This is a genomic window from Acinetobacter calcoaceticus, from assembly GCF_900520355.1.
Classification (GTDB): Bacteria; Pseudomonadota; Gammaproteobacteria; order Pseudomonadales; family Moraxellaceae; genus Acinetobacter; species Acinetobacter calcoaceticus_C.
Map to the genome: position 1 here is coordinate 3539846 of NZ_LS999521.1, position 13867 is coordinate 3553712.

7 protein-coding genes are annotated in these 13867 nt (G+C 40.7%); 3 read left to right on the plus strand and 4 right to left on the minus strand.

From position 1 onward, the window contains the following. Positions 1–538: 538 nt before the first annotated feature. From recD to AC2117_RS16970, 3 genes are all read right to left on the minus strand, one after another. Complete coding sequence (gene recD / locus AC2117_RS16960) at positions 539–2290, minus strand: exodeoxyribonuclease V subunit alpha (protein ID WP_133975638.1); 1752 nt, start codon at positions 2288–2290, stop codon at positions 539–541. Positions 2291–2398: 108 nt separating this feature from the next. Continuing rightward, positions 2399–6097 carry a UvrD-helicase domain-containing protein gene (locus AC2117_RS16965; RefSeq protein WP_197730945.1) on the minus strand — a complete coding sequence of 1233 codons (3699 nt, stop codon included), beginning with the start codon at positions 6095–6097 and terminating at the stop codon, positions 2399–2401. Positions 6098–6100: 3 nt separating this feature from the next. After that, positions 6101–9736: an exodeoxyribonuclease V subunit gamma gene (locus AC2117_RS16970; RefSeq protein WP_133975640.1), complete on the minus strand. Its 3636-nt coding sequence runs from the start codon at positions 9734–9736 to the stop codon at positions 6101–6103. Positions 9737–9905: 169 nt separating this feature from the next. Here AC2117_RS16970 and AC2117_RS16975 point away from each other — a divergent pair, with 169 nt between their 5' ends. Beyond that, entirely contained in the window at positions 9906–10412 is a 507-nt protein-coding gene (locus tag AC2117_RS16975) for a hypothetical protein (RefSeq protein ID WP_133975642.1), read from the plus strand. A gap of 22 nt (positions 10413–10434) precedes the next feature. Here the strand turns inward: AC2117_RS16975 and AC2117_RS16980 are convergent, their stop codons facing one another. Continuing rightward, a complete protein-coding gene (locus AC2117_RS16980; protein WP_133975644.1) occupies positions 10435–11853 on the minus strand; it encodes a phosphate--AMP phosphotransferase in 1419 nt (472 codons plus the stop codon). Positions 11854–12062: 209 nt separating this feature from the next. Here AC2117_RS16980 and AC2117_RS16985 point away from each other — a divergent pair, with 209 nt between their 5' ends. Next, positions 12063–12770 (plus strand): FFLEELY motif protein, encoded by a 708-nt coding sequence (locus tag AC2117_RS16985; protein ID WP_042894541.1) that lies wholly within the window; start codon positions 12063–12065, stop codon positions 12768–12770. 147 nt (positions 12771–12917) lie between these two features. Further along, positions 12918–13865 carry a bifunctional demethylmenaquinone methyltransferase/2-methoxy-6-polyprenyl-1,4-benzoquinol methylase UbiE gene (ubiE, locus tag AC2117_RS16990; RefSeq protein WP_133975646.1) on the plus strand — a complete coding sequence of 316 codons (948 nt, stop codon included), beginning with the start codon at positions 12918–12920 and terminating at the stop codon, positions 13863–13865. Positions 13866–13867: the final 2 nt, after the last annotated feature.

Below are 13867 nucleotides of genomic sequence, written 5' to 3' on the forward strand. Positions count from 1 at the left end.
ATGTGATGTATTGTGACACATCCAATTATGAAGAAAAGTAGTATTTTTCTTATCATCATGTAAGCGAAAACGTACAGGTCTGTCTAATATTTGGCAAATAACCATTTTTAACCTTTAACGTACAGTTCTGTATAACATATAACTTAACAATTCACAGGAAAAATGGCTGTTTAAAAATCATATTATAGATAAATATATTGATATAAATTTTATAAAGAAATCACACTAAATAGGCGCTTGAACCCGAATTTTTCCGATAGGTTTTTAGAAGTAAATAAAATCGAGAATATAAAAAAGCCCTGTAGTCTCTCCCAAAACTACAAGGCTTAGCGGCTGTAAGTTTCCTCTTTATACACCTACTTCATTGTAAGTTCGCAGTCTCTCGACTTAAGTTATTATTATTGTGCGATTTTGCCCGACATTCCTTGCCAAGCTCGTTGTGCGTTTATAATCTCAAAAACGTGGGGTGTACTCTAGCAGCAAATATCTCGAATCTATGTAAGCTTTTTCTTACAAGGGTAAAAATATTAAGTTTGACTTAACGAACTAACCGATTAACTTTCTGAACTAAACCACTTTTTCGTGTAGTACGCACTGTAAATGCCTGAACTAAAGCTTCTGGATGAACTAAAAGACTGACTACTTTTTTAGCGCGTGTAATCGCAGTGTAAATAAGCTCTTGGCTTAATAAATTCTTTGCAGCCTGATCCAGAACGACAGCAGTATGTGTAAATTCAGACCCTTGCGACTTATGAATCGTTAAAGCGAATGCACTTTGGATACTTTTAGGTAGTCGGTTTGCCGCTACCCATTTATTTAAACTTGGAAAATATACTTCAAATTGCTGTGGCTGGGTTCTATGCTCAAAACACAGACCAATATCTCCATTTGAAATACCAAGCTGATAGTCGTTATAAGTTATCATCACCGGACGACCCACATACCACCCTCCCACAGTCACTATTGAAAGTTGCTGCTGCAACCAGCGCTGCGCATATTGGTTTAACTGCTGTAATCCAAATGGACCATGACGGACCGCGGTTAAAATGCGGTAGTCATCAAATGCTTTTACTACGTTTTGAACCTGTTCAATCGAGCGTTCTTCTTTTAAATAATTTTTTAGGCTCTTTACATATCCTTGGAAACCTAGCATGAGCTTCTGATAATAAATTTCGACTTCTGCATGATTCCCTTCAGGTAAATACTCAAGCTGAACCACATCTGGCATTTCATTTTGTAAAACAATAGGCTTTAACTCAGAAACCTGAACAATATCAATTTCAAACTGCTGCAAAACCACTTCATGATTTTGTTGATAGGTTTGTGCCTGAATAAATTTAGCAACTTGCCCAATCAACGCCCCTTCAGCAAAACGGCGACTGGTTTGTAATTGTACTCTGTTGTCGGTTAGTGCCTGTATTTGTTGCAAATCAGCCAGTACAGCACCTACATCGACGGAAGCAAGCTGATTTGCATCGCCTAATAAAATAATTCGACAAGACTCTGGCACAGCCTCAAATAGAAGTGTTGCCAGATTTAAATCCAGCATGGAAGCTTCATCCACCACAATCACATCGTAAGGAAGCGGTTGCTTTTGATGAAAGCGAGGAATCTGCCCATGCCCCATTCCCAATAAACGATGAATCGTTTGCGTTCCCTGATTTCTGAGCTCTTCACTCATTAATCCGGACTCAAGCAATTTAGGGTCGTTAAATGAGTTTTGTAGCGCTTCTTGCATGCGCTGTGCCGCTTTACCTGTTGGAGCAGCCATCGCAACACGTATATGTGGGATCGCCTGCCCAAGCACAGCAATAATACGTGCCAGTGTATAAGTCTTACCTGTACCTGGCCCACCCGTAATAATACACAGGCTCTGCCGGGCAACCATTTGTAAAGCTGCCTGCTGATGCGGGTCTGTAAGTAGGCTTATATAGTCTTCGCAAGATACTGGTTGAATTAATTGTTGCTTTAATCGACAAATTTGTTCTGCAAGGCGTTGCTCTAAGTGCCAATATCGGTATAATGCCAACCCCTGCTCATCGTAGACGCATGGTGCAACTTTTGAAGTCGCTTGATCGGCTGATATAGCAAGTTGACCAAGTGCTGCAATTTGCTCTGGGCTGACATCGATACAGCTATCGCCTTGTAAGCTCGCTTCAATAAGCTGCTGCAAATAAGAAGTGGCTTCTGGCACTTGTGATTGCTCAGTAAATGGAGCCTGATTTAAGAAGTTACTCCACGTTGTTAACCAGCTTAAATCGGCTTGTTCAGGGCTATTTAAATTGTCCACACACTTATCCACCTAGTTTTCCACACGCTTGTCCACATGGTTGTAGACAGGTTTATCCACATGCCAAATATTTGTTAATATTAAAATTACATACTTTATCAGCATTTTTCATGCAATTTTATCCTCAGCAAAATACCCTAAAATCGCATCAAGACGCAGAATAAACTCAATGCTAGGTTGCCAGTAATAATACCCCTGCTCCGCTTCACCATTCATGCCGCGTAAATAAAGATAAGTTGCCCCACCTAAATGCTGCTCAATTTGGTAATTCTGCATTTTGACTTGCAAATAGCGATGTAATGCAACGAGATATAAACCTGCCTGTAGCCAGTAACTTGCCAAAGACATACTTTGAGCAATGCTATCGCTACGATAATCTGCAAGATCATCACCTAAATAATTACTTTTATAATCGGCAATGTGGTAACGCTGCCCATCAAAATAAACCAAATCGATAGAACCATTGAGGTAACGCGCTGAGCGAGCTTCAAGTAATTCAGGCATATTCAAACCATACTCAGCAAAGAGCTGTTGAACACGAGTCATGGCTAAAACCCGATCTGACAATGCCAAATAGAAAGGAAACTCTGACAAATGCTGTTCTGGTTGAAGCTGGTTCAATTTGAAGCTCTGATAGAGTGGCGTTCGTAAAACATCTTGCAACCACTGTGCAACTGACTGATAAAGCAGATTCTCGGTGTCTTCTTCCTCTGGGAAGCTCTCTTTATATTTACTGAGTAAATCTAGCCAGAGACTACTATAGTCATTTTTAAAACGACGACGTATTTCTATGACCCAGTCATCTGAACATTGAAAATCGATATGCTCAAAAATTTCATGTAGGAAATTACCAGCAAGCGTTCCTCGCGGAAAATTATTCTTGATCCAGTCAATCGGCTGAGCACTTATTGTTTCAACAGTGTTGACCAAGTCCAGCTCATCTTCTGCTAATACAGCATCATTGCTCTGACTCGCTAATAAATCTGTGCCAGTCTTATGTTTTAAATGCTGTGCCAAGTAGCTGAAACTGGTTTTACCGCGTGAATAAAAACGTTGCTCAGGAAAACGTTGTGCTTGTAGTTCAATAATAGTGGTTTGCTTAGCTAAATGAATTGCCTGCGGAATCTGTTCCAAAACCATTTCATCTGTACAGCAATGGTGCTGAAAAGGCTCAGTTCTATTTTTCCAGAAAGCTAAGCCTGAAACCGATTTACCATCGACGTCTTGTAGAAGTGCATAGACACGGTGGCTTGCTCGCGTTAAAGCGACATACCAAAGACGATTCTGTTCAGCGAGTGCCCGCTCTTCGTGTTGCTTAAGTTCAATTTCATTCAAATATGTCTTGTCAGCAATCGCCACAACACGTTGAGTCAATGTTTGAGTTGAATCTGGCTGAGTTATATCTTGGGTCGAAAAATTCAGTGTTTTATTATTTTCTCGAAATGGCTTGTCTGCACCCAACAAAAAAACGATTTTAAATTCCAGCCCTTTTGACTGGTGAATTGTCATGAGCTGAACGCCAGCTTCACTCGACAATTTACGTTCTAGCTCCCAGTCACGGTCAAGAGGAGAACGCAACTGTTTGAGATACCAATGATAGAGGTTTTGTGCCCCTGAGTATTTCTCACTGTGTTGACTCAAAATTTCAGTTAAATGACGCAAGTTCACCACAACCCGTTCATTATCTTTACTTTGAGCAGCCACCAAATTTTGCCAGATATCAAACTGGATGAGGCATTGTTGCCATGCCACTAAAAAACCCTGAGCGGACCACAACTCTCTAATGCCATCAAAACCAGTCATGAACTGGCTTAAACCTTCTGCTGTCTGCTCAAGTTGCAACAGCAGTTTTAAATCCATGGCAAACAGGCGGCTAATTAAAGCTCGCTTCACTTTTGCCTCATCGTAAGGATGAAGTATGGCTGTCAACAAAGCACCGACGTCTTGGGCAATTGTGCAATCAAAAACACTTCTTTTCGATGGTCGGTTAACCCGAATTCCTAAACGCTCTAGCTCAAATTGAACTTTATCCAGCCCATCATGATTACGAGACAATACCGCAATATCATCTTCGTTTAAGGCTTGAGTCTGAGCATCTTTTTGAAAATATAAATGACCCTCATGAGAACGGTTGAGTAAATCCCGAATCTTCCACGCAACTTGCTGAGCCTCTGTTTCTTTATCTTTGAGCATCAACCAGCGTAAAGGATGCTGATTATGATTGTTGTGTTCAATCAGCGCAGGATGAGGCCGCGTTCCTGCTCGAATTGAGTCATATTGAACTTCTTCGCCAAAGTCAATTTGTCGTTGAAATAAGGCATCGACCACTTCAACCAAATCTGCAACAGAACGATGGTTATGAATCAATTTATATTCTCGACCATGTTTGGCTTGAATATCTTTATAGGCATTTAAGAAAGTGAGCATATCCCCACCGCGGAAACCGTAAATCGCTTGCTTACGGTCACCCACCATAATCATGCAGCCTTTTTTGTAGCGCTCTGGATGGCGCCAAATGCTGGCCAGCATGTCGTCTTGATCTTGGTTAGTGTCCTGAAATTCATCGACCAAAATCAAGGGATAACGCGCCTGAACAAATACAGCAAAACGCTGCCCCTGCTCGCCCTTTAAAGCGTCAGACAGTGTTCGAATTTGCTGAGAAAAAGTAGTTTCACCTTTATTTTGCAAAACCTGTGGTAAACGTTTCTTCACCTCAACACACAAATAGGCTTTTAAATAAATATGAAGCTGGTCGAACTGCTCGGCATAGTTTTTCAGGGTACCAAACAGCTGCTGGATCTGCTGAATACAGGGATGCTGATAGAATTCATCTGAAATTTCGGCCGGACATTTTTTAAAAACTTTTTGGTCGGCAATTTGGCCTAAAAACTTAAAAATAAGCTCACGCTGTGCTGATAGCGACCCATCAAAAACTAAAATACTATCGCTTTGCATTAAAACTTGTAGTAGCTGCGGTAAACATTCACTAAATAGTTTATTAAAAGCGCCGTTTCGAAATACTGTACCGCTCACATGTTTATAGTGTTCACCATCGAGCTGGTAATAGTGCTCTAAAAGGCTTAAGTCAATTTCTGTGGCTAACTGTTTGAGCTGAGCAAGTTTTTCAAATTGAATTGTCGGTTTTTCGGGAAGTTTAAAATGAGCCGAACTAAAATTAAGCGAGTCTTCGACTAGTTTGACAAAACTATCAACACTCTTGAGTTCACCTGCCAGATACAACGCATCAATCACGGTTTGAGGCTGAGACTGTATCCATTCACGCAGTACATCATGAATCAATTGTCGACTATAGGTTTTGGCATCATCGGTAATTTGAGCACGTTCAATTTTGCCACTTTCAAAAGCAAACTCACGTAATAGTTTTTGGCTAAAGCTATCGAGTGTTCCAACAAATAGCTCGTCTAACTGATCTATAACCAGTTTTAAACGTTCACATGCATAAGCAATACGCGTCGCAAAGCTTTTTAAAATGTGTTGCAGTAACAAATCAGGCTCTTGCTCAGCCTGCGTAATTAATTCGTGTTCTGTAAAACTGCGCTTTGTCTCTAAATAACGATACGTTTCGACCAAACGGGCGCGAATACGACTTTTTAACTCGGCAGCGGCAGCACGGGTAAACGTGGTCGCAATAACTTGTCGAGGCAAATACTTTTCAAGAAAAATACGAACCATGAGGCTCGATAAAGTATAAGTTTTCCCCGTACCCGCCGAAGCTTCAATTAAGTGCAATCCACTAAAATCAATATCAATAATAGGTTGATAAGACACCTGTACTCTTGAGTTCATGTCTTACTCCGAATGTTGAAATTGAAAAACTGGATGATACAGATCATATGCAAACTCATCACAAGCATGTTGAAGCAAAGCTTGTGCATCTTGTTCTTGTAAAATAAAGCTCCAGTCTTGATGCAACTTGCAAGCTTCATTTTGAGTCATATCCATGGTGGTAAATGACCCTGTTTCATTCCAGTATTTTAACAGCTCAGCATAACTCTTCTCATCCAGTTTTGTTTTTTCTGCCGGATTTGCTGTTTCCCACTGATATGCTTTGGCTTTTTCTAGTGGTTTTAATAATAAGGCTGCTGGTAAGACTAATGGCTGTTGTTGAGCATAACGCCAGATTTTAAACCATGGTTGTAAATATTGCCGAGCTTGCTCAGAGCTTACGCCACTACAAATAACGGTTTGATCGCTAAAAACTACAATACGGCGTTTTTCAGCGCCAGCACTTCCCTCATTAAGATAGGCCAACCAAAGTAGATGTTCCAACCAGACTTTCGCACGTCTTTTTGCCCGAGCACTCGACGGCTCCATACTGACCCAATCCTGAGTTTCAGACTTTGGAACAGTAATATTCATATGAAGCTGTTTGGCAATGCGCCAAACTCGCTGGGTTGTTTCACTTACCGCTGGTGCATAATGATGAAGGCGTTCAAGTAAACATTCTTGTTCAAAAACACCTTGCTGCCATGCGCTGTATTTAACTTTGCTTACTGGCAATTGATCAAGCAAAGCTTCAGGTTGTGCTTGTTGATCTGATTGCTGTAAAAAATGTCGAATCGCATAACGTCCTAAACCATCTAACAATAAAGGTTCATTTTGGTCGAGCAGTCCGACACTTCCTAAGTTTTCTACCCCTAAAGTTTTCAAATATAACCGTGCGGGGAACGTCACGTCCTGTATCCATTGCTGGCTCTCTAAAACCAACATGTCAGGCGCTTGCAGCGGATAAGTCGTATTCGCCCAAGGTTGACGATTTCCTGAGACTTGCTGAATTTGTGAAGCCACCTTAAACCAGTGATCTTGGTAACGAACAACACTTTTTTCTACAGTAAAACCTTTCGGATCGAAGGGTTGTAAATGATGGAGGTGATACAGTTGTTGTAACTGGGATGGAATTTCAATCCCTTCAACGACTACATTTTCAGGTAGCTCACCTTCAGCTTTCACAATTAATGCAAGGTGTTCACGGAACTCCTGAAGAATACTGGAAGGTTCTCGGACCTCACCGTCATTCACATCAAATCCGTTATAAAACAGCCATAAATTGTCCTGGGCTAATAACAACGCATCTAAAAAAGCACCCTGATCATCTTCAAGACGAGAGCGGTCGCCTAACTGTTGGCGTAATGCATCCATTAAATCAAATGGAACGTGTGTATCACGGTTTGGGAATTGCCCTGCATCAAGATTTAACATCACCATTAAGCGATAGGGTAATGGCCGAATATGTCCAATTTGGGCAAAGGTAATCTGCCCAGTCGGTTCAGCTTGTGCACTTTGGCTTTCTAAGGTCCGTTGAATTTCTTCAATAATATAAGGCAGTGGCAAAGTGATTTTGCGTAGAGTTCCTGTTTCTGTCTCGGCGTAATAACTTGCGAGCGTCAACATTCGTTCTTGTTTTTTGACAACTTCCCGAACAGCTTTTAAAGCAGCAATACCCACCTGCTCAAATTCAACAATATCTTTACCCAGCACTTGAAGCCAATATTCAACTGTATAGACTTGCCCCTGTTCATGCAGGGTTAACCAATCACGGCGCTCATTCAAATCTTGATAAATCTGAATGAGTGTACCAATCAGCTCAAAATCACCCGGTTGAACTTTGGCATAACTCAATACCTGATTAAATGTGGCATGTACTGGCACAGCAATACCAAGTGCCAATCGCTCTAAAGCAAATTTAAAGCTATATCGATAATCGTCATCACCTTCACACAAACTGCGCTTGAGATGCTCGGCATCAAGTCCTCTTTTAAAGCCTGCATCGGCAAGTAAATTTAAAATTCGCTCAACCTGAACATATTCAAGTTCGTAACGTTGTTGGGTCGCATGCAAACTTAACCAGTCAGCAAAATCATCAAAGCTAAAACGCCCCTGCATCAGTTGAATACGCCCAATCACGGCACGCCAAGCATTAAGTGCATCGAGTGATGCAACACCTGCGATTTTCACGGGCAAATGCACACCCTGCTCAGTGGCAGTAGCGGGAAATACACTTCGAATTAAAGGTTCTATGTCAACCAAATTAGGAACCAAAACCAAAATATCATTTGGACGACGCGGCTGCTCATGTGCTTTGGCTAGCCAACAGATTAATTGCTCTTTTAATACTTCAAGCTGACGTAAAGTCGAATGACAAACATGGATCTGAATAGAGTCATCGTCTGTAGCAAGCTCATATTGCTTAGCTTGAGGTTCTACTAAATACAAAATATCTGACTGAACTTTACCGAGTAAACTTTCAGGAAAATCATCCACAAAAGCATCAATCCACTTACCCTCTTCACCCGTAGATAAATTTGATAATAGCGAGAAGTGGTCACGGGCTTGCTTACCCAATCTTGTTAAAAGCGGATGTCTAGACTCACGTGCTTCAGCATTAAAGTTGAGTGTAAATTTATTAAAGAAATCGCTAATTTCAGCATCAGTTGCCTTTGGATTTTTTGCAATAAACCGCTCTTTCACCCCTAAGTCATAGCGCTGTTTCCACAGTGGGTCGACGCTATCAGCCCAATATTCTTGTGAAGGGTTATAGTGCAAAATCAGCACATCAATATATTGACCTAAACGGCGCAAGAACTGTAACTGGCTTGGTGGTAAATCCAATAAGGTAAAGATCACCACTTGAGTAGGTAAGCTTGAAATAGCGCGCTTATCGCGGTCCGGATGCTCTAACTCTTGCCAAAATAACTCATCAATTTGCTGCATCTGCAAAAAGTCATCATGAAAATGCTGCTGCCACAACCAACGCTGCCAACGTTCTAACTCTTGAGTTTGATGCAATGCAAAAGCAGTAACCTCTTCATCTTTTTGCACAATATATTTTTCAATATCGAGTGTTCGCCCCTGCCCCCAAGCAGACAACCAGTTTTCCGGACACGTACAACTATTCTCGCAACCACGCTGACACTGTCCACGATAAATCATATAGTTGCTAAATAAATCGGCAACCTGCTCAGCGACCCAATACAGCATTTTCTGTTTTTTTAGTTGTTTATCTATGCCTTGCTCTAGCCGGTCTGCGCTGTCATAAATGCGCTGAACAATAGAATGGAGAGGATGTGAAGTATCTATGCCAATTGTGTCAGGCTGTATAAATTCATACAAAGCCTGATGAACCCGCCATTTAAAAATTAAACGTGGGATGTTCGCTTTACGAACCTGCTCTTTATGCGCAGTTAAGACTTGCTGATAGGCATACCACTGGAAGCCGCGTACCCGTTGGTGAAACTGGTAATTGGCACTCATGCCCTGCTGTTCTGCAAGTTTTTGTATCAGCCACTGCTCGACCGCAGGACTTGGAACAATAAAATGCTGGGTTTTCAAAACCTGTAATGGATGCGTTGAAGCTTGGGAGGTAGACGCTAATACCCCTTGCAACAACACATCAATACGTTGACTTTGAATAACATGAATCCCCATTTATTTCATATCCTGCTTGCATAATTTATGCACAAAATCATAAACATTCATTACTATACAACTGAATCTGACTATGTCACGTTGGTTTAAACACAGCATAATTTAACTTTAAGTGTCACTTACACTTGGTTTGAATAACGCCATCAAGAAACTCATACAGGTAAACATTATGAAAATTGATAACATTCCTGACTATATTGATCCTAGCCTAAATCTGGAACAAATTCGCGATGAGTGTCATGACCTCATCAAAAAAAGAGCTTACGTCTCAGCAGGAGCGGCAATTGTACCGATTCCTTTTTTAGACGTGGTGATAGATTTGGGAATTTTGTCGCACCTGATTCCAGATATCAATTCCCGTTTTGGCTTAGCACCTGAGCACGTTAGTGTTTACGACCCAAAAACTAAAACAATTCATTGGGATGAATTACGTAAACGCGGTTTTGAATTTTCAGGCTTTGTAGTGGCGCGCACGACTGTTAAAAAAACATTTAATGGCTTTTTGGGCAAAATCGTAACGAAACAGGTCACTAAATTTATACCGCTAGGCGGACAAATTGTAGCAGCAAGTTTAGGCTATTTCATGATGAAAAAAATAGCAGAAACTCATCTGAATGACAGTTACAATCTTGCAAAACGTATTCAGCAAAAAAGCCGCGCCACTATTGTAAATTAGTAAATACCTTATAGCTGAGAGCTTAATCTGCTCTCAGCTGTTTTAAAACCGCCTTCAATACTTCTAGACGTGCAGTATATTTATCATCAGTTGCCACAACATACCAAGGTGCGTAGTCAGTACTGGTCCGTTCAAACATATCGGCAGCCGCTTTTAAATAATCATCCCATTTATCACGATTACGCCAATCCTCTGCGGTAATTTTAAAACGTTTATGCGGTGTCTCTTCTCTGGCCTTAAAACGCTGCTCTTGTTCATCTTTGCTAATTGCCAGCCAAATTTTTACCACAAGCGTTTGACTATCAAATAAATCTTTTTCAAAACGATTAATTTCGTCATAGGCACGCTGCCACTCTAAAGGCGAAGCAAAACTTTCAACACGTTCAACGAGTACGCGCCCATACCATGTCCGATCAAAGATCGTGATTTTTTCGGCCTCATTAATGCGATTCCAAAAGCGCCATAAATAAGGATGTCGGGCTTCAAAACGTTCAGGTGCACCGATACAATGAATATCATATTCACGCGGGTCTAGGTTTTTAACAATTCGTTTAATTGCACCACCTTTACCTGCAGCATCCATGCCTTCAAAAGCAATCACGACATTTCGTTTATCAAAACGCATGGCATCAGCAATTTTTTTACTTAGTTTATTGAGCTCTTTTTTATATTCAGCTTTGTCATACTGCTCCTGAGAAGGCTTTAATAAACTCTCTGGAATTTGGGCTTGTTGCCATTTTCCTTTAACTTCAGTTTCATGGTCAGGAAGTTGACGCATGTGTTGCAAAAGGTACTGAGCAAAAAACTGGTCGCGTTGTGTTTCATCTTCGCCATCAATAATGTACCAATCGTCGGTAAAACGGCGGCGTAACTTTTGCAACGTGTCATATTGTTTTTTATTACGCCAGTCTAGGCCGTGGAGCTTATGCCAGTGCTGCTCTGATGGATCGATCTTGTCCAAACGTTTTTGCAGTGATTTCCATGAAAGATCAAACCAGACTTTAACCACATCGACATAGTTGTTTTTCAAATCCTGCTCAAATGCCCGCATACTTTCAACGTAAGCATCAAAGCGTGCCTCATCTAAAGGTTCAGACACATGCGTTGCTGTAACGAGCAAATCACTATACCAATTGCCAAACATCACCACAATTTGGCCTTCGGTAGGAATAAACTCTGAATAAGATTGCCAAAATGCTTCCGTATCTGTCAGCACACGTGGCGTATCTGCTTTTACTCTTAAATATCTTGGATCTAGCCACTCGCGAAGCTGCTTAACCGCTTCCCCTTTCCCTGCTAGCTCAATACCACTCATTAAAATAAGCGTGCTTTTAGCATTGGGCTTTCCCCGACTTTCTTTTAAAGCATATTGTGCTTCAATCAAATCGACTGAAAGCTGTTCTTCATCTCGAATTTCAAATTTTGGTTGTTGTTCACTCATGGTCCACGGCTCTAATCATTTATTGTTTAATTTCGATATCATTTAACCTATGCGCTTAAATGATGAATTGCTATACAAATTATGTCATTGCGACCAAATTCCATCTAAAAATTGACGCATGAATCATTTTTTTTACATCTTCTCGCCATAGTACAAGGTTACAATGCCTCTTATGATTTTTTGTAAATAGCCCAATATTAGAGTCTTACATGTCTAAACTCGCTGCTTTTGATGAACTTTTACAACAATATAAAACATTTAATTATCACGATAATCCAGTGCTTGCCCAACGTTTGCAAGATGTACAAACATGGCTAAAAGAACGGATGAAAGATACGCATCATGAATTTTTTAACTTGCCTGAACATAAACTCATGGCACAGTATTTTTTAAATCGTTTATATGGTGGTCCAGAGTTTGATGCCCTTGCAGCACAAATTGAACGCCTATTGAAATATGCACATAAAGCCGAAAAAGTATTGCCTGAGAATGCGATTAAAACTGGAACTAAATCGGTAAGTTTGGCTGTGCTTGCCACTCAGCTTGATGAACAAGTAGCGATACAGCTTCTTGAGGACTATCCGGCAGATACGGTATTAACCGATGAAATTATGCGCTTAACACTGACCAAACTTGATCAGGCCGAAGCTCGTTATCAACAACTTGCTCTTCTTGATGATTTAGGTGCAGCACTCGATAAATACATGCGCTCGTTTATGATGTTTACGGCTTTTAAAATGTGTAAAGGGATTGCCCAAAAATATCACTTTGAATTGATGTATGATTTTATTCAAGATGGTTTTAGCGCAATGAAACCGTTAAAATCAGCCGAGACCTTTATTAAGACTTTTACTGAAAAAGAACGTCAGATTATTGAAAATGTACATTCAGGGCATCCGAATCCGTTTAGAGTGTGATAAGGTCGGCACAGAGAAAAAATCAACCTTACGAAGTTGAGATTTTATTCATTATATTTGCATGATGACGCCTGTAAAAATAGATAAAATCTGTCATTATGCAGAACTTATTCCGTTTCACTTGAGTTTGAGTCTAGGAGAGACAATATGTCTAACGAAAACCAAAAGCCAACATCTCCAACTGAGCAGGCACAAAGTTCAGACAAAGTTAGCCCATTCCTAAGCTCACCATTACCGCAAGGTACCCCTCAAGGGCAACAACAAACTTTACAGCAATCCTTAACAGATACACCTGTTAATGGGTCTGTGCCGAAATATAATTTACCGCGTGGTGCTAGCAATACTGGCAACGTAGGTGACACTACACATTTTGGTTTTTCGACAGTTAAAACTGAAGATAAAGCTCAAAAAGTTGCAGAAGTATTCCACTCTGTTGCAAGCAAATATGACTTGATGAATGACTTGATGTCATTTGGTATTCACCGCCTCTGGAAACGCTTTGCAATTAATATGTCGGGTGTACGCCGTGGCCAACATGTATTAGACATTGCTGGTGGTACAGGCGATTTGGCGAAAGTATTCAGCCGCGAAGTTGGTCCTCAAGGCCATGTCGTTCTTTCAGATATCAATGAGTCAATGCTCAATGTAGGCCGTGACCGTTTGATTGATGCAGGCTGTACCAATGTCGACTTCGTACTTGCCAATGCAGAAACTTTAGAACCTTTTGCAGATAACAGCTTTGATCTACTCACCATTAGTTTTGGCTTACGTAACGTGACTGATAAAGATGCAGCACTTGCTTCTATGTTCCGTGTGTTAAAGCCAGGTGGTCGTTTACTTATTCTTGAATTTTCTAAGCCTGTATTTGAGCCATTCTCAAAACTTTATGACCTCTATTCATTCACTGCGTTACCAATTATGGGTAAATTAGTTGCTAATGATTCAGAAAGTTATAAGTATTTGGCTGAATCAATTCGTATGCATCCAGACCAACGCACCTTAAAAGGTATGATGGAAAATGCTGGCTTCCAGAACTGTGACTATCACAACCTTACTGCGGGTATCGTTGCTGTTCACCGTGGCTTCAAACTGTAAGG

Coding starts and splice junctions, on each gene's coding strand:
- AC2117_RS16965 (WP_197730945.1), bottom strand. CDS start 6,097: ATGAACTCAAGAGTACAGGTGTCTTATCAACCTATTATTGATATTGAT.
- AC2117_RS16970 (WP_133975640.1), bottom strand. CDS start 9,736: ATGGGGATTCATGTTATTCAAAGTCAACGTATTGATGTGTTGTTGCAA.
- AC2117_RS16975 (WP_133975642.1), top strand. CDS start 9,906: ATGAAAATTGATAACATTCCTGACTATATTGATCCTAGCCTAAATCTG.
- AC2117_RS16980 (WP_133975644.1), bottom strand. CDS start 11,853: ATGAGTGAACAACAACCAAAATTTGAAATTCGAGATGAAGAACAGCTT.
- AC2117_RS16985 (WP_042894541.1), top strand. CDS start 12,063: ATGTCTAAACTCGCTGCTTTTGATGAACTTTTACAACAATATAAAACA.
- ubiE (WP_133975646.1), top strand. CDS start 12,918: ATGTCTAACGAAAACCAAAAGCCAACATCTCCAACTGAGCAGGCACAA.